We start from the raw sequence: 22,382 nt of genomic DNA, 5'->3' as shown, positions 1-22,382 counted from the left end.
GGCTCCCGGCTCCCGGCTGATGCACTTCTCGGCGTTATGCCTCTGAGTCATATTTAAATATGCCTGAGAGGCATAACGCCAAAAACAGAGTCCTTCCTCTGGCACCACGTGACACCGCGTAACGGGTCGCTGGCCCCGCCTGAGGACCGCCGGTCCGACGGCACGCCGCAGGTCCGGCACCACGGCCACGGGCCCGGGCCACGCCGCGACACCAGCTCGCTCCCCCGGTTCGGGAACGGAGACCGGTGGGGCGCGGCCGAAGTTCCTGCGCGGCCGGGCAGTCGCCCGCGTGGACCGACGGGCGACGCCGTCCGCAGGCGCAGCACGCCGGAACCCGGCACCGCACCGGCGGACGACGACCGCCGCGCGGGCGCGCCGAGGCGTAGCGGTTGGTCAGCGGGCCGGCGGGATGCGGCGGCGCACGTCCTCGGCGGTGGACGGCCCCGGTTCCCAGCGCGCCACCCACGGCAGGTCGGCGGGCGGCGTGAGGACGCCGTCCTCCAGCGAGGCGTACCGGCCGGCGACGATCCGCTTGGCGGCGGCCACGTCGACCGAGTCGGTGTTCGACCACAGGCCGGTGAACAGCTCGTCGACGCGCAGCCGCGCCTGACGGCAGAACAGGTCGGCCAGCTCGACGTTCTCCGGGTGCGCGTCCCGCTCGGCGTAGGCCCGGACGCAGACCGCGCTCATCGCGAACAGCTCCGCGCCGATGTCCACCACCCGGCCGAGGAACGCCTGCTTACGCTCCATCTTCCCCTGCCACCGGGACATCGCGTAGAACGTCGACCGGGCCAGCTTGCGGGAGGTCCGCTCGACGTGGCGCAGGTGCCCGGCCAGCGGCCCGAACTCCTGGTACGCCCCGGGCGTCTGCCCCTTGCCGACAGCGAGCGTGGGCAGCCACTTCGCGTAGAAGGCGCCGGCCCGCGCGCCCGCCTTCGCCTTGCGGCCCAGCCCGGCGTCCGGGTCGATGATGTCGCCCGCCACCGACAGGTGCGCGTCGACCGCCTCGCGGGCGATAAGCAGGTGCATGATCTCGGTGGAGCCCTCGAAGATCCGGTTGATCCGCAGGTCACGCAGGAGCTGCTCGACGGCGGCGGGCCGTTCGCCCCGGGCGGCGAGCGAGTCGGCCGTCTCGTACCCGCGTCCGCCGCGGATCTGGATCAGCTCGTCGGCGATCCGCCACGCCATCTCGCTGGCGTAGAGCTTGACCAGCGCCGCCTCGATCCGGATGTCGTTGCGGTCGTCGTCGGCGAGCATGCAGGACAGGTCGAGCATGGACTCCATGCCGTACGTGGTGGCGGCGATGAACGACAGTTTCTTCGCCACCGCCTCGTGCTCGGCCACCGGTCGGCCCCACTGGACCCGGTCCGCCGCCCACTCCCGGGCCACGTTCAGCGCCCACTTCCCGGCGCCCACGCACATGGCCGGCAGCGAGAGACGGCCGGTGTTCAACGTGGTCAGCGCGATCTTCAGGCCCTTGCCCTCGCCGCCGATCACGTTCTCGGCCGGCACGAACACGTCGTGGAAGCGGGTGAGGCTGTTCTCCAGGCCGCGCAGCCCGACGAAGGAGTTGCGCCGCTCGACGGTGATGCCGTCGCTGTCGCCCTCCACCACGAACGCGGTGATGCCGCCGCGCCGCCCCTCGCCGGCCGGCACCCGGGCCATCACCACGAGCAGGGTGGCGAGCGTGCCGTTGGTGGCCCACAGCTTCACCCCGTTGAGCCGGTAGCCGGTGCCGTCCGCCGTCGGCTCGGCGGTGGTGGCGAGCCGGGCCGGGTCGGAGCCGACGTCCGGCTCGGTGAGCAGGAACGCGGAAACCTCACCGGCGGCTAGCCGGGGCAGGAACCGGTCCTTCTGCTCGGGCGTGCCGAACATCTTCAGCGGCTGCGGCACGCCGATCGACTGGTGCGCGGAGAGCAGCGCGCTGACCGCCGGGCTCACCGAGCCGACGAGCATCAGCGCCCGGCAGTAGTGCAGGTTGCTCAGCCCCAGTCCGCCGTACTTGCGGTCGATCTTCATGCCGAACGCGCCCAGCCCGGCCAGTCCGTGGAACACCTCGTCAGGGATGCGCGCGTCCCGCTCGATCGCCTCACCGTCCACCTCGGACCCCAGGTACGCCCGCAGCGAGCCGAGGAACTCGTCGGCACGGGCCACCTCGGCCGGGTCGGGGCGGGGCCACGGGTCGATCAGGTCGAGCCGGAACCGGCCGAGGAACAACTCCTTGCCGAAGCTGGGCCGGTCCCAGGCCGACTCGCGGGCCGCCTCGGCGACCTGGCGGGCCTCCTTCTCGGTGACCTGGCCCGCCTCTCCGGGCAGCGGCTCCGCGCCGTCGGGGGACTCGGGCCGGCTGTTCTGTGTCGTGGTCACGGCTGCCTCCTCGTCGGTCCGGCTGCGTCGACGCGCTCGACGAAAACGACGCTACCCCCGGGTGTTACCCAGGGGTAGCGCCGCGTGCACGTCCGATTTGGCGGACGGTCAGCCGCCGGTGAGCGTCTGCGGGTCGTCGTCCTCGTCGTCGATGTCGTCGTCGCCCCAGTTGCGGCGGCTGAACGGCAGGATCGCCCAGAAGATCAGGAACCAGAGGCCGGTGAGCGCGCTGAGCAGGAACGCGATCGGCCGGTCCAGCACGAAGTCGGAGACCAGCAGGACCGAGCTGACCATCGCGATCAGCATGAAGAACAGGCCGCCGGTGGCCATCCGGTGGGCGAAGCGGACCAGTTCCGGCTTGCGGCCCTGGCGGAACAGCGCCCGGTGGAACGCCACCGGAGAAATGATCATCGCGGCGGACGCGGCGGCGGTCAGCAGCGCCAGGATGTAGACGTCACGCTGGAACTCGGTGGTCCGGTCGAACCCGGCGCTGAACGGCAGCGTCAGCAGGAAGGCGAACAGGATCTGCACGCCGGTCTGCGCGACGCGCAGCTCCTGCAACAGATCGGCGAAGTTGCGCTGCCAGCGCTGCTTCTCGGATTCCTTCGACACTCGCGGACCTCCCCGGGAGACGGCACGGCCGGCGGGTGAACGCCCACCGGCAGGACCGCCTGTGCCCCGTACGGATGATCACGAAACCGGTTCAGGAACCGCGGCGGATCCGCCCCGCGTACCGTGCCTCCAGCTCGGCGTTGTGCTCGTCGCCGCCGGTGATGTTCGCGGACAGGTAGACCGGCGGACGCTCCCCCGCCGCGACCAGCCGGGCCACCACCTCGGCGACGATCTGCTGGGCGAGCAGCGCCGCGGTGATCGACGAGACCGCGCCCACCGCGCCGCCGCCCGGCAGCGGCAGCGTGGCGTCGCCGTACGGGGCGCCGTTGTCCAGCACCACGTCGGCGAAGTCGGCGAGCTTGCGGCCGGACGGGTGCCGCGACGTCATCCGGGCCGAGTGCTGCGCCGACGTGATCGCCACCAGCCCGTGCCCGCGTTCCTTCACGATGGACGCGAACTCGACCATCGCCCCGTTCACGCCCGAGTTCGAGGCGAGCACGAACACGTCCTGCGGCCGGATCGGCGCCAGCTCGTAGAGGCGGTGCGCCACCGCCGGGTCGCGTTCCAGCTTCGGGCCGAGCACGTCGGCCGGATCGCCGCCGACCAGCACCAGGTCACGCAACGCGATCCGGTTCGTGGGCACCAGCCCGCCGGCCCGACCGGCGATCTCCATGGCCAGCGCCTCGGAGTGCCCGGTGCCGAACGCGTGCACCACACCATCGGCGCGCAGCGCCGCTGCGATCAGGTCGGCCGCGTCGGCCACGTTGCGCCGCTGCTCGGCGGCGACCCGGCCGATCGTCTCGGTCACCACCGCCAGGTACGCCTCGGCGCTCACCGTCATGCCTCCTCCGTTCCTGCGCACCGGGCGAGGATCGCCTCGGCCAGCGGGCCGGGCGCCTCGTCCGGGATCCAGTGGCTGACGCCGGGCAGCGTCACGAACCGGTAGTCACCTGTGACGTGCGCGGCGCACGCCTGCGCGGCCGTCCGGCCGATCGCCACGTCCTTGTCGCTCCAGACGAACGTGGTGGGCACCCCGACCGGGGCGACCGCCTTCATGTCCGCCCCGGTCATCGCCCGGTACCAGTTCAGCGCCGCCGTCAACGCCCCCGGCTCGCGCATCGGCTCGGCGTACCGGGCCACCGCGCCGGCGTCGCCCACGCCGCTGAGCAGCTTGCGCAGCGTGGCGGCGTTCCACGCCAGCAGCACCCGCTCCGCCGTACCGGGCTTACGGAACAACGCTATGTACGCGGACTTGACCTTCTGCCGCGGGTCGGTGGCGAGCGCGTGCCCCATCGCGGCCGGGTGCGGCACCGACACCGCGGTCAGCGTCCGCACCCGCTCCGGGTGCGCCGCCGCCAGACCCCACGCCACGATCGCGCCCCAGTCGTGGCCGACCAGGTGGGCGCGGGTCACCCCGAGGGAATCCAGCACGCCGGCCGCGTCGGCCACCAGCTCCGGAATCCGGTACGCCCCGACGTCCGCCGGACGCGCGCCGGGCGAGTAGCCGCGCTGGTCGAGCGCGTACGTGCACAGCCCGGCGGCGTGCAGCGCGGGCGTCACCGCGTCCCACTCGCCGGAGTGCTGCGGGAATCCGTGCAGCAGCAGGACCGGGTCACCGCCCTCGGGGCCGCCGGCGCGTACCTCGAACGTCAGTCCCCGCGCATCCACCAGCATGATCGCCACCATACCGACACTCGCCCTGCTGGGCCGGGGCCCGTGGTCGGTGCTAGCGTCTGCGACGAGACAACTTCACATCCGACAGGGGAGCGCACAGCGCTGAGAGTGCGGGCCGGTGCCCGCAGACCCTCGAACCTGATCTGGGTAATGCCAGCGCAGGGAGTTCGGTCGACCTCCAGCCGCGTCGCCGTCCGGTGACCACCGGGCGCGGCGTGCGTCTTCTCCTGGTTCACCTCGACGAACTGGGAGCCAACCGTGAACCACACCGACAGCAACCGCTGGCGTACCGTCGACATCGTCGTCGCCTCGGTCATCGCCGTCACCTTCGGCGTCGTGTTCCAGCTCTGGAACATCCTCTGGAAGGGCAGCGACGGGCCGTTCGCCTTCTTCGCCCCGCTCCAGTCGGTCATGTACGGCGTCTGGCTCATCCCGGCCGTGCTGAGCGCGCTCATCGTCCGCAAGCCGGGAGCGGCGCTGCTCACCGAGACCGTCGCCTCGGCCGTCTCGGTGCTGCTCGGCTCCCCCTACGGTGCGATGGCGATCCTCCAGGGCGCGGTGCAGGGCCTGGGCGTCGAGGCGGTCTTCGCGGCCACCCGGTACCGCCTCCACCGGCCGCTCACGGCGGCGCTCGCCGGCGCGTGCGGCGGCCTCTTCGCCACGCTGTTCGACGCTCTCTACTGGTACCCCGGCACGAGCTGGACGACGTTCCGGCTGCCCTACATCGCGTTCGGCGTGCTCAGCTGTCTGCTGGTGGCCGGCCTGGGTGCGGTGGCCCTCACCCGCGCGCTGGCGAACACCGGCGTCCTGGACCGCTTCCCCGCCGGCCGCGACCGAGCCCTGGTCTGACGGCTCGCCCCGCCCCGGTGATCAAGGAGTTTGCGTCCGCCGGGCACGGTTTTCCGGACGCGAACTCCTTGATCACGCAGGCTGGGCCGGGAGAGGGGGTGGTGGGCGGTGAGCGGGGTGGTGCTGCGGGGGTTCGGGTGGCGGCACGGGGGACGGAAACGCTGGGCTCTGCGCGGGGTGGATCTGCGCGTGGAGAGCGGCGAGCGGGTGCTGCTGCTCGGACCCTCCGGCGCCGGTAAGAGCACGCTGCTGGCGGCGCTGGCCGGGCTGCTGCCGGAGGACTCCGGCGAGCAGGAGGGCACCGTCGAGATCGACGGGCTGGACCCGCGCAAGGCCCGCGAGCGCGTCGGCATCCTGTTCCAGGATCCGCAGACCCAGCTCGTCATGGCCCGTTCCGGCGACGACGTCGCGTTCGGGCTGGAGAACCGGGGCGTGCCCGCCGGGGAGATCTGGCCCCGCGTCGACGAGGCGCTGCGCCGGGTCGGCTTCCCGTACGACCGGGACCGGCCGACCGCCGCGCTCAGCGGCGGCGAGCAGCAGCGGCTCGCCCTGGCCGGCACGCTCGCGCTGCGCCCCGGACTGCTGCTGCTGGACGAGCCCACCGCCAACCTCGACCCGGCCGGCGCCGCGCTGATCCGCCGGGCCGTCGCGAACGCGCTCGACCCGGACACCACGATGGTCCTGGTGGAGCACCGGGTCACCGAGGCGCTGCCGCTGGTCGACCGCGTGGTGGTGCTGGAACCGGGCGGCGGGGTGCGCGCCGACGGGCCGCCCGCTGCGGTCTTCGCCGCGCACGGCGACGCGCTGGCCGCCGCCGGGGTCTGGGTACCCGGCCACGTCACGCCACCCCGGCACGCCACCACGCCGCCCGGCGACGTGCTGCTCACCGCGGAGCGGCTCGGCCTGCCCCCGCGGCTCGACCCCACCGATCTTCGGGTACGCGCCGGCGAGGCGCTCGCCGTCCTCGGCCCCAACGGGGCCGGCAAGTCCACGCTGGCGCTGCTCCTGGGCGGCCTGCTGAAACCCGGCACGGGCGGCGTCACCGCGTCGGCGGAACTGGCCGGGCGGGACGCGCGCACTCCCCCGTACCGCTGGCGGGCGCCCGCGCTGGTACGCCGGATCGGCTCGGTGTTCCAGGACCCGGAACACCAGTTCGTCACCGCCACCGTCCGCGACGAGCTGGCGCTCGGCCCGCGCCGCACCGGGCAGCCCCAGGCAGCGGTCAGCGCCACAGTGGACGCCCTGCTGGAGCGGCTGCGGCTGGACCGGCTGGCCGGCGCCAACCCGTACACCCTCTCGGGTGGCGAGGCGCGGCGGCTGAGCGTGGCGACGGCCCTGGCCACCGCGCCCCGCCTGCTGATCTGCGACGAGCCCACGTTCGGCCAGGACCGGCGCACGTGGCTGGAACTGATCGACCTGCTCGCCGAGCTGCGCGACGCCGGGCACGGCGTGGTGGCGGTGACCCACGACGAGGACTTCGTGGCCGCGCTGGCCGACCGGACGCTCACCCTGGGGGCGTCCTCGTGATCAACGTCGAACCGGTCGCCGCGCCGGGCGCTCCGCTGGCCCGGCGCAACCCGGTGGCGAAGCTGGCCGCCGCGATGGTGTTCACGCTGATCCTGGTGGCGACGCTCGATCCGGTGGCCCCGGCCGTCGCCATCGCCGTCGAACTCGCGGTGCTGCCGCTGTTCGGTGTTCGCTACCGGGTGCTGGCCCGCCGGGCGTGGCCGCTGCTCGCCGGTGCCGTCGGCATCCTGGTCACGCTTGTGCTCTTCGCGGCCGACCGCTCCGGCCCGGTGCTGCTCCAGGCCGGGCCGATCCTGGTCACCGAAGGGGTGCTCGTCACGGCGCTGGGCCTGGTGCTGCGGATGCTCGCGGTGGCGCTGCCCGGCATCGTCGTGTTCGCCACCACCGACCCGACCGACCTGGCCGACGCGCTGATCCAGAACGCGAAGGCGCCCGCCCGGTTCGCCATCGGCGCGCTGGCCGCGTTCCGGATGGTGCCGCTGCTGGAGCAGGAATGGCGGATGATCAGCATGGCCCGGCGGGCCCGTGGCGTGGACGCCGGCCGCAATCCGGTGGCGAAGCTGCGGCTGTTCGGGTCGACCGCGTTCACGCTGTTGGTGGGCGCGATCCGGCGCGGTACACGGCTCGCCGTCGCGATGGACGCCCGGGGCTTCGACGCGGGCACGCCGCGCACCGTGGCCCGCCCGCAGCGCTTCACCGGCGCGGACACGCTGCTGGTCGTGGGAGCGGCCCTCCTGGCCGCCGCCGCTCTGGCGACAAGCATCGCCCTGGGCACCTTCCGCCCCCTGATCGGCTGACCCCACCCTCGCCCCCGCCCTCGCCCTGCCCCGCCCCGCCCCGTTGATCATGAAGTTGACGGCACGGGTTGCCCGTTTTGTCGCCGCCAACTTCATGATCGACCGGCGTCGGGGAAGATCTTGGTAGGAAATGGTCCCTATAGGGGCCGAAATCTTCCTAGATCTCTAGGGACACCGGCGGTGGGGGCGAGCGGCGGGAAGGAGAAACGCTGCCCGGGCAAGGACCCGGATGAGGGGCCTGCCCGGGCAGCGGGCGACGGGAACCGGCCTGCCGGTCAGCTCCGGCGGAACGCGTAGAAGCGGGTCTGGCCGGCGCGCTGGCTGCGCCCGGTGACCCGGGCCTGCCGCCCTGCCGGTGGGCCGGATCGGGGCGGCGTCGCGGGCGCGCTGAGCAGGACCGGAGTCTCCGGTGACGCCGAATGCGGCGCCGCGTCCAGGGACACGGCGGACGCCACCGGCTCCGTCGGGAGCACCACTGCGGGCGGCGCGGTGAGCGCGTCGAGCGCCGGCGCGGTCACCTGCGGCGAGGACTGTTTGCGGGACTTCTTCGGATTGCGCTTCGCGGGCATCCGCGGGCCTCCTGTCGTGCGGGCGCGCCGACCGGGACGCGCCGAGCGAGGACTCCGGCGCATTCCGATCACGACAGACACCGCGACCGACGGTGGCGGGGAAGGATGCGGACGCCCGGAGCAGGACGGGTCCACGGCACTCGCGGCGGTGGACCGGGCTCGGAGGTGGGGCGTCACATACGCATGCGGCAACGCTATCGCGCCACCGGCGAGTCCCGCAGCCGAATTAAGCCGAGGGACGTACGGCCACCCACCGGTCACGCCCTGTGGACACCGTGGCCCACATCCTCGACGGCCGCGATACGGTCGCAGCACGGCAGTACGGACGAGAGGTGGCGGTACGCATGGCAGAGCAGGCGACGGCGCAGATCGGGGTCACCGGTCTGGCGGTGATGGGCCGCAACCTGGCCCGGAACCTGGCCCGCAACGGCTTCGCCGTGGCGGTGCACAACCGGTCGCCGGAACGTACCCGCAGCCTGGTCGCGGAGCACGGCGACGAGGGCACGTTCGTGCCGTCGGAGTCGCTCGCGGACTTCGTCGGCTCGCTGGAGCGGCCCCGCGCGGTGATCGTGATGGTGAAGGCCGGCGCCCCGACCGACGCGGTGATCGACGAGCTGGTCCCGCTGCTGGAGGAGGGCGACATCGTCGTCGACTGCGGCAACGCGCACTTCGCCGACACCCGCCGCCGGGAGGAGGCGCTGCGCGCGCACGGGCTGCACTTCGTCGGTACCGGCGTGTCCGGCGGCGAGGAGGGCGCGCTGCTCGGCCCGAGCATCATGCCCGGCGGGTCGGCCGAGTCGTACCAGAAGCTGGGGCCGATCTTCTCCAAGATCGCCGCGCACGTGGACGGCGAGCCCTGCTGCCGGCACGTCGGGCCGGACGGCGCGGGCCACTTCGTGAAGATGGTGCACAACGGCATCGAGTACGCCGACATGCAGCTCATCGCCGAGGCGTACGACCTGTTGCGGGCCGGTCTGTCGGCGAGCCCGGCGGAGATCGCGGAGATCTTCCGGGAGTGGAACGGCGGCGAGCTGGGGTCGTTCCTCATCGAGATCACCGCCGACGTGCTCGGCCACACCGACGCGGCCACCGGTCAGTCGTTCGTCGACGTGGTGCTCGACCAGGCCGAGCAGAAGGGCACCGGCCGCTGGACCGTGCAGAGCGCGCTCGACCTGGGCATTCCGATCACCGGCATCGCCGAGGCCACGTTCGCCCGGTCGCTGTCCGGGCACGCCGGCCAGCGCGAGGCCGCCCGCCGGGTGTTCGCCGACGCGGGCGAGAAGTGGCAGGTGGACGACCGGGAGACGTTCGTCGAGGACGTGCGCCGCGCGCTGCTGGCCAGCAAGATCGTCGCGTACGCGCAGGGCTTCGACCACATCCGCGCCGGCAGCCGGGAATACGACTGGAACATCGACCTCGGCGGCACGGCCACCATCTGGCGGGGTGGCTGCATCATCCGGGCCGGTTTCCTGGACCGCATCCGCGAGGCGTACGACGCGGAGCCGGACCTGGCGACGCTGCTCGTCGCGCCGTGGTTCGCCGAGCGGGTCAGCGCCGGCGTACCGGCCTGGCGACGGGTGGTGGCCGACGCGGCCCGGGCGGGCGTGCCGGCACCGGCCTTCGGGTCGTCGCTGGCCTACTTCGACGCGCTGCGGGCGCAGCGGCTGCCGGCCGCGCTGATCCAGGGGCTGCGGGACAACTTCGGCGCGCACACCTACCACCGGGTGGACCGGGACGGCTCGTTCCACACGCTCTGGGCGGGCGACCGCTCCGAAGTGGAGGCGTGAGCCCGGCCGGACACCTCACCAGGCCCGCTGGGCGTGCGGGTCGGGCGCCCAGCCGGCCGCCGGCTCGCCGGCCGCCAGTTCGCCGATCTCGCCGGAGCGGACCGCCGGGGTGTGCCCCAGTTCGGCGCACCACCGCTCGGCCAGCTCGGCGCACAGCCCGGCGACCGCGTCCCGGCGGTCCGGTTCCACCAGGTCGGCGGCGGCCAGGGCAGCAGTCATCTCGTACCGGAGATCGCGCATCCTCCACCCCCGTGGCGGGCGCGCACCCGGCGGCGCGCCCTGCGCCGATCGTAGAGCGCAACGCCCCGCGCCCGGCGGTAAAGCCGGATGCGGGGCGTACCGGTCGGGCCGACGTCGCAGGTCAGAAGAACCGGCGACGCCTGGCCTTCTGCGGCCGGATCAGGTCGGCGCCCTTGGTCAGCAGACGGCTCACCCCGGACGGGCCGCGACGGGCCTCCAGGGTGTGGCTGAGCCGGCGCGCACCGGCCGCCGCCAGCGGCACGGCGACCGCCATGACCGCCCACTGCGCGATCCGCTTCTGAATCATGTGGTTCACCTCCGCGTTTGCTGTCTGGAGGTATCGGTACCCAGAGCGGCGCGCCGGTAAGCCTGCCCCCTCAGGCGCCCGGGGCGACCGGGTTGGGCAGGGCGCCGCCGAAGCGGCGGTCGCGCTGGGCGTACAGCTCGCAGGCGTACCAGAGGTGGCGGCGGTCGAAGTCGGGCCAGAGCGTGTCCAGGTAGACCAGTTCGGCGTACGCGGTCTGCCAGAGCAGGAAGTTGGAGATGCGCTGCTCGCCGGAGGGGCGCAGGAACAGGTCGACCTCGGGCACCTCGGGGTGGTAGAGGTACCGCGCGACAGTCTTCTCGTTCACCTTGGCCGGGTCCAGCCGGCCGGCGGCGACGTCGCGGGCGATCCCGGCGGCGGCGTCGGCGATCTCCGCCTGGCCGCCGTAGTTGACGCAGAACTGCAGCGTCAGCGTCGAGTTGCCGCGCGACATCTCCTCGGCGGTCTGCAGCTCGGAGATGACGCTCTTCCACAGCCGGCCCGCGCGGCCCGACCAGACCACCCGTACGCCCAGGTCGACGAGCTGGTCGCGGCGGCGACGGATGACGTCGCGGTTGAAGCCCATCAGGAAGCGGACCTCGTCGGGCGAGCGCCGCCAGTTCTCGGTGGAGAACGCGTACGCCGACAGGTAGGGAATCCCCATCTCGATCGCGCCCTCGACGGTGTCGAAGAGGCTGTGCTCGCCCTGCTCGTGCCCCTTGGTGCGGGGCAGCCCGCGCTCCTTGGCCCAGCGGCCGTTGCCGTCCATCACGATGGCGACGTGCCGGGGCACCGCGGCGGGCGGCAGCGCCGGCGGACGGGCCCCGGAGGGGTGCGGGGTCGGCGGGACCGGCTCGCGGCGGGTCGCCCTCGTCGATCGGATCACTCGGTCATCTCCCTGTTCACACCGGCGACGGGCCCGGCGCCGGAGCGCGGCGGGGCCACATCCGGTCCCGCGCCGCCGGGCGACGGGACCGCGCCGGCCGCCGGGGCGCCCCGGTCGACCAGCGGCAGCGAGCGTAGCGCGCGTTCCAGATGCCACTGGAGGTGCGCCGCGACCAGCCCGCTGCACTCCCGGCGTACGCCGGTCTCGGCCGCGTCGGCGTACCCCCAGTCGCCGGAGGTCAGCGCGGACATCAGCTCCAGCGTGGCGGGCGCGGGGTGGGCGGCGCCGGGGGGCCGGCAGTCCGGGCAGACGGCGCCGCCGGCCGGTACGGAGAACGCGCGGTGCCGGCCCGGCTCGCCGCAGACCGCGCAGGCGGCGAGCGCCGGCGCCCAGCCGGCGAACGCCATGCCGCGCAGCAGGTACGCGTCGAGCACCAGCGTGGTGGCGTGCTCGCCGCGGGCCAGCGACTTCATCGCGCCGAGGGTGAGCTGGAACAGCCGCAGCGACGGTTCGCGCTCGACCGGGGTGAGCCGCTCGGCGGTCTCGGCGATCGCGCTGGCGGCCGTGTAGCGGGGGTAGTCGCCGAGGAACCGTTTGCCGTACAGCTCGATCGCCTCGACCTGGCTGACGGTGTGCAGCGAGCTGCCCTGGTTGCCCTTGGGGTCACCGGCGAGCTGGAGGTCGACGTGCCCGAACGGCTCCAGCCGGGCGCCGAACCGGCTCGTGGTGCGCCGCACGCCCCGGGCCACCGCGCGCAACCGGCCGTGCCGGCGGGTGAACAGCGTGATGATCCGGTCGGACTCGCCCAGCTTCTGCACACGCAGCACCACCGCGTCGTCGCGGTAGAGCTGTCGGCGGTACCCGGCCATCAGGCCATTCTCCCTCCGGGTGCGATCTCAGGGTCGGCTCGGGGTGGACCGGCGGGCGATCCCCGATGTGCCGGGCGCCGGGCCGGACCTAGTGTGCTGGCCATGGCTTCGCTCCGTACCGCGGTGGCCGCGACCGCTGCCGCCACGCTCATCGTTCTCTCCGGGTGTGACACCCTCTCGTTCCGCCGACTCGACTACGACCACACCGAGCAGGCGAAGATCACCCGGATCACCGTGACGGAAGACGGCTCCGGGGACGTCGTGGTCCGGGCCAACGGCCCGGCCGACCAGGTACGGATCAAGCGCGTCGTCCGCTACCAGGGCGACGAGCCGACCAGCCGGTACGAGATCAAGGGCGACGAACTCGTGCTGCCCACCGACTGCGGTCACCGGTGCAGCATCTCCTGGGAGGTGACCGCGCCGCCCGGCGTGGCGGTGAAGGGCGGGACCGCCTCGGGCAACGTCGACCTGACCGAGATCGGGGCGGTGGAGTTCACGCTCAGCTCCGGCGACCTGACCATCCGGGGCGCCACCGGAGAGGTCCGCGCGTCGTCCACGTCCGGCAACATCCGGGTGGTCGAGGCGGCCCGCCCGGTGCGGTTGCGGGCCCGTTCCGGCGACATCGAGGCCCGGCGCCTCGCCTCCGCGGTCGACGCCGAGACCACCTCCGGCAACGTCGTCGTGGAACTGGACCAGCCCGCTCCGGCCCGGCTGCACGCCACCAGCGGGGACGTGGACCTGGCCGTGCCGGCCGGCCGCTACCGGGTGCGGGCCGAGGCGAGATCCGGGGACACCGACGTGACGGTGACCGACGACCCGGGCGCGTCAGTGCTGCTGGACGTCTCCGCCACCAGCGGGAACGTGACGGTCACCAGCCGCTGAGCGCGGTCAGTCGGCGGCCGGGGCGTCCCGCCGGTGGCCGCCCGCGCCCGGCGGCGGGTCGTCCGCCCGGTCCACCGCGCGGCGCGGCGACGGGATCCGGGCGCCGGCGCCCACGAGCCCGTCCTGGGCGCCGGCGGGAGCCGGGCTGGCCGGGGCGGCCGCCGCCCGCTCCGCCACGGTCCGCCGCGGCCTGCCGGGAAGCAGTTCCGGGGTACGCCGGGCGGCCACGTCCTCGACCCAGCCGACCATCAGCGTCACCACGCCGACCAGCGCGAAGACCAGCCCCACCCGCAGCCACAGGCCGACCGGGTCGCGTGGCGACCAGCCGACCAGGCCGACGAGCGGGGTGAGCGCCACCACGAACGGCATGTGCCAGAGGTAGATGGTCAGCGCGCGCCGGTTCACCACCGTCACCGCGCGGCCGAGCGCCGGCACGCGGTCGACCCAGGTCACCCCGGCCGGCGCGCGGCCGATCGCGACCAGGATGAACGCGGCCGACCAGAGCGCGTTGCCCAGCGGGATGTCGTTGATGTCGTACCCGCGCGGGCCGGGATGGGTGAAGATCCAGGCAAGGCCGGCCGCGCCGACGACGGCGGCCACCGGCAGCAGCACCCGGTTGCGCATCCGGCGCAGCAGCCCGTCGTGGTGGGCGAAGCCGAGCAGCCAGGCGCCGAAGTAGAGGCCGAACTCGCGCAGCACCGTCGGCGGGTTCGCCAGGATGCCGGCCTCGATCGCGACCAGGAGCAGGTACGGCGCGGCCAGCGTGGGCAGCGGCGCCCGGCGGAACAGCCACAGCACGAACGGTGAGGCGAGCACGAACCACAGGTAGTCCCGCAGGTACCAGATCGGGCTGAGCGCCAGCCCGCCCCAGTAGTTGGCCGGTGGGTCACTGATCGGGAACAGCCAGAGCAGCACCTTCGGGCCGAACGCCAGCCCGGTGAGCAGCATGGCCGGCACGAAGACGGCGGCGACCACCCACAGCGACGGCAGCAGCCGGCGCAGCCGCCGCCCGACCGCGCCCACCCCGCTGCGGTCCAGCGACGCGGCCATCAGCGACCCGGCCAGGGCGAACATCACCGACATCGCCGGGAACACCAGCGTGAGCGTGGCGTAGCCGGTGACGTGGTACGTGACGACTCGGAGGATGGCCAGGAAGCGCAGCAGGTCCAGATAGCGGTTTCGCATCAGCTCGCGGCGGGGTCCGGGGGCAGAGACAATGGTCCCTACCCTGCTCCCGGACACCTCGAAACAACCACAGACGCCTATGAAAAGTGAGATGTCCCATAGGCCTGACTGATCCTGATCACCCGTCGCCGAGCACGCCCGGCCGAGGGCTCAGAAGCCGAGCTTGCGCAGCTGCTTCGGGTCGCGCTGCCAGTCCTTCGCCACCCGTACGTGCAGGTCGAGGTAGACCCGGGTGCCGAGCAGCTCCTCGATCTGCCGCCGGGCGGTGGTGCCGACGTGCTTGAGGCGGCTGCCCCGGTGGCCGATGACGATGGCCTTCTGGCTCGACCGCTCGACGTACACGTCGGCGTAGATCTTGGTGAGGTTGCCCTCCGGGATCATCTCCTCGACCACCACCGCGATGGAGTGCGGCAGCTCGTCGCGTACGCCCTCCAGCGCCGCCTCGCGGACCAGTTCCGCCACCAGGACCTGCTCCGGGTCGTCGGTGAGCATGTCGTCCGGGTAGAGCTGCGGCGAGGGCGGCAGGTAGCCGGTCATCACGTCGACGAGCGTGTCGACCTGGTGCCCGGAGACCGCGCTGACCGGCACCACGGCGGCGAACTCGCCCAGCTCGCTGACTGCGAGCAACTGCTCGGCCAGCCGCTTCTTGTCCACCAGGTCGGTCTTCGTCACCACCGCCAGCACGGTGGCCTTCAGGCTCGCCAGCTCGCCGGTGATGAAACGGTCGCCCCGGCCGACCGGCTCGTTCGCCGGCACGCACAGGCCGATCACGTCGACCTCGCTCCACGTCTCCCGGACCAGGTCGTTGAGGCGCTCCCCCAGCAGCGTGCGGGGGCGGTGCAGGCCCGGGGTGTCGACCAGCACGAGCTGCGAGTCCGGCCGGTGCAGCACCGCCCGGATGATGTGCCGGGTGGTCTGCGGCTTGTTCGAGGTGATCGCGATCTTGGTGCCGACGATCGCGTTCGTGAGCGTCGACTTGCCGGCGTTCGGCCGCCCGACGAAACAGGCGAAACCGGCCCGGTAGGGACGCGCCTCAGGCGTGGTCACTCGACCACCGTGCCGAGCACGGCGCCGTCCGGCGCGGCCACGTGGATCGGCGCGTCGGCGGACAGGTCACGCACCGCCGCGTGCCCCGCCCCGTCCAGCGTCGACGCCTCGGTCACCACCACAGCGGCCTCCAGCCGGCTCGCGCCCGCCGCCACCGCCGAAGCGACAGCCAGCTGAAGCGCGGTGAGCGTCAACGACGGCAGCGCAACGCTCGCCGCCGCGTACGTCCGGCCGTCCTGGTCGCGGACCGCGGCGCCCTCCACTGCCGCCACCCGGCCCCGCGCGCCCCGGGCCAGCACGACGAGCTTGGCGTCCTCGGCGCTCAGCTCGGCCGGATCGGCCGGGGTGGGCAGGGCGGCGGGCACGGCGGGTGTCTCAGGCATCGGCGGATTGCCTCTCCTCGGAACGGTTGTTGTCGCCACGGGAATCGGGCGGGTCGTTTCGGTTCGCGCCCTCCGGCGCGTCGCCCCGGTCGACGCGGCTCACCAGAACCGTGTCGATCCGGTTGCGCCGGCCGGTGGTGCCCTCGGCCATCAGCCGCAGGCCGGCCACCTCGGCCTCGGCGCCCGGGATGGGCACCCGGCCGAGCGCCTGCGCCAGCAGGCCACCGACCGTCTCCACCTCGTCGGTGGGCAGCTCGGTGTCGAACAGCTCGCCCAGATTCTCCACCGGCAGCCGCGCGGTCACCCGCACGGCCCCGTCCGGCAGATGCTCGACCGGCGGGCGCTCGACATCGTACTCGTCGGTGATCTCCCCGACGATCTCCTCCAGGATGTCCTCGATGGTGACCAGCCCACCGGTGCCGCCGTACTCGTCGACGACGATGACCAGGTGGTTGCGGGCCGCCTGCATCTCCGAGAGCAGGTCGTCCACCGGCTTGGACTCCGGCACGAACGTGGCCGGGCGCATCAGCTCGGCCACCGGCATCTGCCGGGCCGCCTGGTCGCCCTGCACCCGCCGGATCAGGTCCTTGAGGTAGAGCACGCCGAGCACGTCGTCGACGTTCTCGCCGATCACCGGGATGCGGCTGAACCCGGAGCGCAGGAACAACGCCAGCGCCTGGGCGAGCGTCTTGCGCTCCTCGATCCACACCATCTCGGTACGCGGCACCATCACCTCGCGCGCGATGGTGTCGCCGAGCGCGAAGACCGAGTGGATCATCTGGCGCTCGCCGTGCTCCACCACTCCGCGCTGCTCGGCCAGGTCGACCAGCTCCCGCAACTCCACCTGGGTCGCGAACGGCCCCTCGCGGAAACCCTTGCCCGGGGTGACCGCGTTGCCGATCAGGATCAGCAGCGACGCCAGCGGGTTGAGCGCGCGGCCCAGCCAGCGCACCAGCGGCGCGACCGCCCGGCCGACCGCGTACGCGTGCTGGCGGCCGATCGTGCGCGGCCCGACCCCGACCACCACGAAGCTCACCACTGTCATGGCGCCGGCGGTCACCAGCGCCGCCCGCCAGCCCGCGCCGAACGTGTCCACAGCCACCAGCGCGACCAGCGTGGTGGCGGTCAGCTCGGCCAGCAGCCGCAGCAGGAGCAGCAGGTTCAGATGGCGGACCACGTCACCGGCGACCACCTGCAGGGCCCGCCCGCCGCGCGCCCCGTCCCGGGTCAGCTCCGCGGCGCGGGCCGGGGAGACCGCTGCGAGCGCCGCCTCGGTCATCGCGATCAGGCCGGCGAGGACCACCAGCCCGGCGGCGAAGACCAGGAGTTGAAGATCGGGCAGGCCGGCGGGCGCGCGGACCGCCGCCAAGGTGTCCATCACCGCGACCGGGTCGACCGCCAGCTGGCCAGCAGCCGGGCCTGGAGACCGAACATCTCCCGCTCCTCCTCGGGCTCGGCGTGGTCGTAGCCCAGCAGGTGCAGCACGCCGTGCACGGTGAGCAGGTGCAGCTCGTCGGCCGCCGAGTGCCCGGCCACGGCGGCCTGCTTGGCCGCCACCTCCGGACAGAGCACGATGTCGCCGAGCAGGGCCGGCTCACCGCCGGCCGGGGCGCTCTCGCCCGGGCCGTGGTCGACGCTGCCCTCGTCCATGGGGAAGGCGAGCACGTCGGTCGGGCCGTCGCCGCCCATCCAGCGGTGGTTCAGCTCCGACATGTACTCGATGTCGACGAGCAGCACGGACAGCTCGGCGAGGGGGTTGACCCCCATCTCGTCGAGGGCGTGCCGCGCGACGGCGAGCACGGCGTCGGTGTCGACCTCGACACCCGACTCGTTGGCGATCTCGATGGACAACTGTCTTCCTCTGATGGTGTGACGGCTTGCGCCGGTGGTCAGCGGCGCCGGCCGGCCCGGCCGCCCTGGGCGGTCCGCCCGGGTACGGCGTGCACGCTCTGGGCCTGCTGGTTCTCCCGCTCGGCGTCCCAGCGGGCGTACGCGTCGACGATCTCACCCACCAGCTTGTGGCGGACCACGTCGGAGCTGGAGAGCTGGGCGAAGTGCACGTCCTCGACGTTGTTCAGGATCTCCCGGACCACGCGCAGGCCGCTGGTCGTCCCGCCGGGAAGGTCCACCTGGGTGACGTCACCGGTGACGACGATCTTGGAGCCGAAGCCGAGCCGGGTGAGGAACATCTTCATCTGCTCGGGCGTGGTGTTCTGCGCCTCGTCCAGGATGATGAACGCGTCATTAAGCGTGCGGCCCCTCATGTATGCCAGCGGCGCGACCTCGATCGTCCCGGCGGCCATCAGCTTCGGGATGGTCTCCGGGTCGAGCATGTCGTGCAGCGCGTCGTAGAGCGGGCGCAGGTACGGGTCGATCTTCTCGTTCAGGGTGCCGGGCAGGAAGCCCAGCCGCTCCCCCGCCTCGACCGCCGGGCGGGTCAGGATGATCCGGTTGACCTGCTTGGCCTGCAGCGCCTGCACTGCCTTCGCCATCGCGAGGTAGGTCTTGCCGGTGCCGGCCGGCCCGATGCCGAAGACGATGGTGTGCGCGTCGATCGCGTCGACGTACTTCTTCTGCCCGAGCGTCTTGGGACGGATGGTGCGGCCGCGCCGGGAGAGGATGTTGAGCGTCAGAACCTCGGCGGGCCGCTCGGCGCCGCCCTGCTCGAGCATGCCGACGGTACGCCGTACCGCGTCTGTGGTCAGGGTCTCGCCTTTCTCGATCAGTTCGAGCAGCTCACTGAAGAGACGCTCGGCGAGGGCGTTGTCGGCGGGCGCGCCGGTGATGGTGATCTCGTTGCCGCGCACGTGGACGTCGCTGTTGACCGAACGCTCGACGAGTCGCAGGATCTCGTCGCCCGCGCCGAGCAGGTTCACCATGATCTTCTGGTCTCCGACCGTGATCCTGGTCTGCACGCGCGGCGTGCCGGGAGGTGGGGTGCCGGTCATAGGTCGGGCCGTCGGGCCCTGCGCCACCTGCTCTCCGCTTCTCTGTGCCGGGCCCTGCTGGCGCGGCGTACGGTTACCTCCCATCGTATCGGGTCGGCACCGCGCACACCGCGCCCATTTCCGGCGCTCGGCGATCAGTCACCGGCGCGGAAGTCGTACCCGTCGAAGGTCTCCTGGCGGCGGGTGAAGCGGTAGGTCGCCCAGTGCATCCGGACCACCACGCCGTGCTCGTCGCGCGTGAGCCGCAGCAGCTCCCCCACCTCGCGGCCGGAGACCGTGCGGAACACGTCCGGCCGGTCCGGCAGCGGCGCGAACACCGCAGGCGGCTTCCCGGCCGGGTCGTCCGCGCCCCGGGCCCGCAGCGTCCCGTCGTGCCAGGAGAAGACGTACTCGAAACCCTCGCCCCACCAGCGGCCCAGCATGCCGCGCAGGTGCGCCGGCGCGGGCGGGCCGGGACGCCACGGCTCGATCTCCGCCGGGTCGTGCTCGGCGGCGGCGGCGAGCAGCCGGTGCGCCAGGTCGAACACCTCCACGCCGGCGCCGGACGAGCCGAGCACCGCGGCGCCCATCGCCCCGGCGGTGCCCTGCCCGCCGCGCCGCCCGTAGACGGCGGCGAGGAATCCGGGCATCGCGCCGTCGTGCCCCACGTGGGTCACCCGCTCGGGCTGCGGCACCAGGATCAGCCCGAGGCCGAAGCCGGCCGTCCAGACCGACTCGTCGGTGGTGGTGAGCGGCCAGCGCATCTCCTCGACGGTGGCCGCGGCGAGCACCGCGCCGTCCGGGTCGAGCGCCGCCGGGTCGGCCAGGAAGGCGGCCCACCGGGCCATGTCCGGCGCGGTGCTCCAGAGCTGGGCTGCGGGGGCCACCGCGCCGAAGTCGGCCGGTGGCTCCGGGTGGGCCTCGTCGGAGTACGCGTCGACCAGGAACCCGGTCGCGGCACGCTCGGTCGGGGTCGGACCGGTGGCGGTCAGCCCGAGCGGGGCGAGGACCCGGTCGGCCAGCACCTCGGCCCAGGTCCCGCCGCGCAGCCGGGCCACCATCTCGCCCAGGAGGGCCATGCCGAGGTTGGAGTAGTGGAAGCGCCGCCCGGTGGGCAGCACCCGCTCGACCCGGGCCAGATCGGCCAGCAGCTCCTCCACGGCCGGGGCGCGCAGGCTGTCCCACACGTCGCCGTGGGGCTCGCGTTGCAGGCCGGCGGTGTGCGACAGCAGCCGGCGTACGGTCAGCTCGCCGTGCGCCGGCAGGTCGAGGTGCCGCCCGACCGGGTCGTCCAAGTCGAGCAGGCCCTCGTCGCGGCACTGCATGACGAGTGCCGCGGTGAACGTCTTGGTGACCGACCCGATCCGGAACACCGTCTCCGGCCCCAGCGGGGTGTCGTTGCCGGTGTCGCCCACGGCGCAGGTCCAGAGCGGCCGGTCGGCGCGGTGCAGGGCGGCCGACACCGCCGGGATCCGCCCGGTGGCCTGGGCCTGGCGCACCATCCGGCCGAGCCGGTCGGAGACGTCGGTCATCGGCAGAGCATCGGGCCGAGCGGCGCGCCGCCGAGCAGGTGGGCGTGCACGTGGAAGACCTCCTGGCCGCCGTACGGGCCGGTGTTGAACATCAGCCGGAACCCGTCCACGGTCAGGCCCTCCTCCTCGGCCACCACGGCGGCGGTCTGGAGCACCTCCCCGGCCAGTTCGGGCGCGCCCTGGGCCAGCGTGGCCACGTCGGCGTAGTGCTCCTTCGGGATCACCAGCACGTGCGTGGGCGCCTTCGGGTCGATGTCCCGGAAGGCCAGGGTGGTGGCGGTCTCGCGGACGATGGTGGCCGGAATCTCCCCGGCGACGATCCGGCAGAAGAGGCAGTCCATCGCAGCAGTGTAAGGAGGGGCCCCCGCTTAACGCCTCCGGCATGGGAAGGGGCCCTTCTTAACACCCCGGGCCGGTGCGGCAGGATGGCCGCCATGGCGGGACGGGCGGTGCTGGTGACGGGGGCCTCGCGGGGCATCGGGCGGGCGGTGGCGCGAGCGTTCGCCGCAGGTGGGGACCGGGTGGCGATCCACCACCGGGACTCCGCCGAGCTGGCGGAGCGGCTGCGCGCCGAGCTGCCCGGCGACGGGCACGTGGTGGTACGCGCCGACCTGGCCGACCCCGACGCGGTACGCGCCATGGTGGACGAGGCGGCCCAGCGGCTCGGTGGCCTCGACGTGCTGGTGAACAACGCCGGTGTGTTCGGGCCGGCCGATCCCCCGCACCCGGTCTTCGAGAGCAGCTACGAGCAGTGGCGGGCGCGGTGGCGGGAGGTGCTCGACACCAACCTGGTCGGCGCGGCGAACGCGGCCTGGTGCGCCGCGCAGCACATGCGCGACAGTGGGGGCCGGATCGTCAACGTCTCGTCCCGGGGCGCGTTCCGGGGCGAGCCGGCCAACCCGGCGTACGGGGCCAGCAAGGCCGGGATGAACGCGATGGCCCAGTCGCTGGCGGTGGCCCTGGCGCCGTACGGCATCGGGGTGGCCTGCGTGGCGCCCGGCTTCGTCGAGACGGACATGACCAACGAGCACCTGAAGGCAGAGCGGGGCGAGGCGGTACGCGCGCAGTCCCCGTTCCACCGGGTGGCGCGTCCGGAGGAGATCGCGGCGGCGGTGCACTGGCTGGCGAGCCCCGAGGCCGAGTGGGCCTCAGGAACGATCATCGACCTGAACGGCGCTTCCTACCTCCGCTCCTGACCCACCCTCCCCCGCTACCAGTGGGTCAGGCGGGTGGCCAGGACTGTCAGGGCGGCCACGCCCGCTGTGGACGTACGCAGCACCGACGGGCCCAGGCGGACCGTGCGGGCGCCCGCCTCGGCGAACGTGGCCAGCTCGTGGTCGGCGATGCCGCCCTCCGGGCCGACCACCAGGACGATCTCCCCGGCCGTCGGCAGGTCGACTGTGGTCAGCCGGTCCTGCGCGCCCTCGTGCAGCACGAACGCGGCGGCCGCGCCGGCGATCCGGCGGGCCACCGTGGCGGTCGACTCGTCCGGGGCGCCGGCCACCACCGGCAGCCACGGGCGGCGGGCCTGCTTGGCCGCCTCCCGGGCGGTGGCCACCCACTTCTGCCGGGCCCGTACGCCCCGGTCGCCGCGCCACTGCGCCACCGAGCGGGACGCCGCCCACGGCACGATCTCGTCCACCCCGACCTCGGTCATCGCCTGCACGGCGAGTTCACCCCGGTCGCCCTTGGCGATGCCCTGCACCACGACGAGCCGCGGGACGGGCGCGTCCGCGTACCCCCGGCTGGTGACGCGCAGGTCGAGCGTGCCCCGGCCGACGGCGGTGACCACCGCGGCGGCGGTGCCGCCCCGGCCGTCGGCGAGCAGCAGCTCCTCGCCGGCCCGCAGCCGCTGCACGGTGGCCGCGTGGTGGCCCTCCGGGCCGTCCAGCGTCAGCGTGTCACCGGTGGGCAGCGCCTCGACCAGGAACAGCGGGGCGGACAC

24 protein-coding genes and 1 riboswitch are annotated in these 22,382 nt (G+C 73.5%); of the genes, 6 read left to right on the top strand and 18 right to left on the bottom strand.

Annotation, left to right across the window (positions count from 1 at the left end):
- Window positions 1-393: 393 nt before the first annotated feature.
- The 4 genes from O7542_RS02290 to O7542_RS02275 all read right to left on the bottom strand — a co-directional run bounded on the left by O7542_RS02290 (window position 394) and on the right by O7542_RS02275 (window position 4,653).
- Entirely contained in the window at window positions 394-2,367 is a 1,974-nt protein-coding gene (locus O7542_RS02290) for an acyl-CoA dehydrogenase family protein (RefSeq protein WP_274479214.1), read from the bottom strand.
- Between the two features lie 108 nt (window positions 2,368-2,475).
- Window positions 2,476-2,979 carry a DUF6328 family protein gene (locus tag O7542_RS02285; protein WP_043329032.1) on the bottom strand — a complete coding sequence of 168 codons (504 nt, stop codon included), beginning with the start codon at window positions 2,977-2,979 and terminating at the stop codon, window positions 2,476-2,478.
- Between the two features lie 91 nt (window positions 2,980-3,070).
- Window positions 3,071-3,820, bottom strand: a complete 750-nt coding sequence (locus O7542_RS02280) for an SIS domain-containing protein (protein ID WP_030503141.1) — start codon at window positions 3,818-3,820, stop codon at window positions 3,071-3,073.
- Window positions 3,817-4,653: an alpha/beta hydrolase gene (locus O7542_RS02275; RefSeq protein ID WP_199495982.1), complete on the bottom strand. Its 837-nt coding sequence runs from the start codon at window positions 4,651-4,653 to the stop codon at window positions 3,817-3,819. Before O7542_RS02275 ends, O7542_RS02280 begins: the two co-directional genes overlap by 4 nt.
- 76 nt (window positions 4,654-4,729) lie before the next feature.
- Window positions 4,730-4,836, top strand: a riboswitch (TPP riboswitch).
- Window positions 4,837-4,911: 75 nt separating this feature from the next.
- Here O7542_RS02275 and O7542_RS02270 point away from each other — a divergent pair.
- The 3 genes from O7542_RS02270 to O7542_RS02260 all read left to right on the top strand — a co-directional run bounded on the left by O7542_RS02270 (window position 4,912) and on the right by O7542_RS02260 (window position 7,826).
- Window positions 4,912-5,502 carry an ECF transporter S component gene (locus O7542_RS02270; protein WP_064448685.1) on the top strand — a complete coding sequence of 197 codons (591 nt, stop codon included), beginning with the start codon at window positions 4,912-4,914 and terminating at the stop codon, window positions 5,500-5,502.
- 108 nt (window positions 5,503-5,610) lie between these two features.
- Window positions 5,611-7,029, top strand: coding sequence for an ABC transporter ATP-binding protein (locus O7542_RS02265; RefSeq protein WP_113972677.1), 1,419 nt, complete (start codon window positions 5,611-5,613; stop codon window positions 7,027-7,029).
- Complete coding sequence (locus O7542_RS02260; protein ID WP_113972678.1) at window positions 7,026-7,826, top strand: energy-coupling factor transporter transmembrane component T; 801 nt, start codon at window positions 7,026-7,028, stop codon at window positions 7,824-7,826. Before O7542_RS02265 ends, O7542_RS02260 begins: the two co-directional genes overlap by 4 nt.
- 275 nt (window positions 7,827-8,101) lie before the next feature.
- Here O7542_RS02260 and O7542_RS02255 read toward each other — a convergent pair whose 3' ends face one another.
- The gene (locus tag O7542_RS02255; protein ID WP_069087973.1) at window positions 8,102-8,395 is read right to left on the bottom strand and encodes a hypothetical protein; all 294 of its coding nucleotides are present in this window, start codon (window positions 8,393-8,395) and stop codon (window positions 8,102-8,104) included.
- A 344-nt stretch (window positions 8,396-8,739) separates the two neighbouring features.
- Here O7542_RS02255 and gndA point away from each other — a divergent pair, with 344 nt between their 5' ends.
- Entirely contained in the window at window positions 8,740-10,182 is a 1,443-nt protein-coding gene (gndA, locus tag O7542_RS02250) for an NADP-dependent phosphogluconate dehydrogenase (protein WP_281605613.1), read from the top strand.
- Between the two features lie 15 nt (window positions 10,183-10,197).
- Here the strand turns inward: gndA and O7542_RS02245 are convergent, their stop codons facing one another.
- The 4 genes from O7542_RS02245 to recO all read right to left on the bottom strand — a co-directional run bounded on the left by O7542_RS02245 (window position 10,198) and on the right by recO (window position 12,481).
- Window positions 10,198-10,422, bottom strand: a complete 225-nt coding sequence (locus O7542_RS02245) for a hypothetical protein (RefSeq protein ID WP_043329023.1) — start codon at window positions 10,420-10,422, stop codon at window positions 10,198-10,200.
- Window positions 10,423-10,543: 121 nt separating this feature from the next.
- Window positions 10,544-10,729, bottom strand: coding sequence for a hypothetical protein (locus O7542_RS02240; protein WP_013287960.1), 186 nt, complete (start codon window positions 10,727-10,729; stop codon window positions 10,544-10,546).
- Between the two features lie 70 nt (window positions 10,730-10,799).
- A complete protein-coding gene (locus O7542_RS02235) occupies window positions 10,800-11,612 on the bottom strand; it encodes an isoprenyl transferase (protein ID WP_166457763.1) in 813 nt (270 codons plus the stop codon).
- Window positions 11,609-12,481, bottom strand: coding sequence for a DNA repair protein RecO (recO, locus tag O7542_RS02230; protein ID WP_043329020.1), 873 nt, complete (start codon window positions 12,479-12,481; stop codon window positions 11,609-11,611). The genes O7542_RS02235 and recO overlap by 4 nt, the downstream gene beginning before the upstream one ends.
- A gap of 102 nt (window positions 12,482-12,583) precedes the next feature.
- Here recO and O7542_RS02225 point away from each other — a divergent pair, with 102 nt between their 5' ends.
- Entirely contained in the window at window positions 12,584-13,363 is a 780-nt protein-coding gene (locus O7542_RS02225; protein WP_043331022.1) for a DUF4097 family beta strand repeat-containing protein, read from the top strand.
- A 6-nt stretch (window positions 13,364-13,369) separates the two neighbouring features.
- Here O7542_RS02225 and O7542_RS02220 read toward each other — a convergent pair whose 3' ends face one another.
- The 8 genes from O7542_RS02220 to O7542_RS02185 all read right to left on the bottom strand — a co-directional run bounded on the left by O7542_RS02220 (window position 13,370) and on the right by O7542_RS02185 (window position 20,778).
- Complete coding sequence (locus O7542_RS02220) at window positions 13,370-14,548, bottom strand: acyltransferase (RefSeq protein ID WP_043329018.1); 1,179 nt, start codon at window positions 14,546-14,548, stop codon at window positions 13,370-13,372.
- A 150-nt stretch (window positions 14,549-14,698) separates the two neighbouring features.
- Entirely contained in the window at window positions 14,699-15,595 is an 897-nt protein-coding gene (gene era, locus O7542_RS02215; protein WP_064448689.1) for a GTPase Era, read from the bottom strand.
- A complete protein-coding gene (locus tag O7542_RS02210; RefSeq protein WP_030503128.1) occupies window positions 15,592-15,978 on the bottom strand; it encodes a hypothetical protein in 387 nt (128 codons plus the stop codon). Before O7542_RS02210 ends, era begins: the two co-directional genes overlap by 4 nt.
- The gene (locus O7542_RS02205) at window positions 15,971-17,380 is read right to left on the bottom strand and encodes a hemolysin family protein (protein WP_181373794.1); all 1,410 of its coding nucleotides are present in this window, start codon (window positions 17,378-17,380) and stop codon (window positions 15,971-15,973) included. The genes O7542_RS02210 and O7542_RS02205 overlap by 8 nt, the downstream gene beginning before the upstream one ends.
- Entirely contained in the window at window positions 17,356-17,829 is a 474-nt protein-coding gene (gene ybeY, locus O7542_RS02200; protein ID WP_030503126.1) for an rRNA maturation RNase YbeY, read from the bottom strand. Before ybeY ends, O7542_RS02205 begins: the two co-directional genes overlap by 25 nt.
- A gap of 38 nt (window positions 17,830-17,867) precedes the next feature.
- Window positions 17,868-18,926: a PhoH family protein gene (locus O7542_RS02195; RefSeq protein ID WP_030503125.1), complete on the bottom strand. Its 1,059-nt coding sequence runs from the start codon at window positions 18,924-18,926 to the stop codon at window positions 17,868-17,870.
- 134 nt (window positions 18,927-19,060) lie between these two features.
- Window positions 19,061-20,437 carry a serine hydrolase domain-containing protein gene (locus O7542_RS02190; protein ID WP_281605612.1) on the bottom strand — a complete coding sequence of 459 codons (1,377 nt, stop codon included), beginning with the start codon at window positions 20,435-20,437 and terminating at the stop codon, window positions 19,061-19,063.
- Complete coding sequence (locus tag O7542_RS02185; protein WP_013475524.1) at window positions 20,434-20,778, bottom strand: histidine triad nucleotide-binding protein; 345 nt, start codon at window positions 20,776-20,778, stop codon at window positions 20,434-20,436. The genes O7542_RS02190 and O7542_RS02185 overlap by 4 nt, the downstream gene beginning before the upstream one ends.
- A gap of 93 nt (window positions 20,779-20,871) precedes the next feature.
- Here O7542_RS02185 and O7542_RS02180 point away from each other — a divergent pair, with 93 nt between their 5' ends.
- Window positions 20,872-21,633: an SDR family oxidoreductase gene (locus O7542_RS02180; RefSeq protein WP_069087978.1), complete on the top strand. Its 762-nt coding sequence runs from the start codon at window positions 20,872-20,874 to the stop codon at window positions 21,631-21,633.
- 14 nt (window positions 21,634-21,647) lie between these two features.
- Here the strand turns inward: O7542_RS02180 and O7542_RS02175 are convergent, their stop codons facing one another.
- A complete protein-coding gene (locus tag O7542_RS02175) occupies window positions 21,648-22,382 on the bottom strand; it encodes a 16S rRNA (uracil(1498)-N(3))-methyltransferase (protein ID WP_064448691.1) in 735 nt (244 codons plus the stop codon).

This window comes from Micromonospora sp. WMMC264 (assembly GCF_027497275.1).
Taxonomy (GTDB): Bacteria; Actinomycetota; Actinomycetes; order Mycobacteriales; family Micromonosporaceae; genus Micromonospora; species Micromonospora chalcea.
This window is presented reverse-complemented; position numbering and strand designations above follow the sequence as displayed.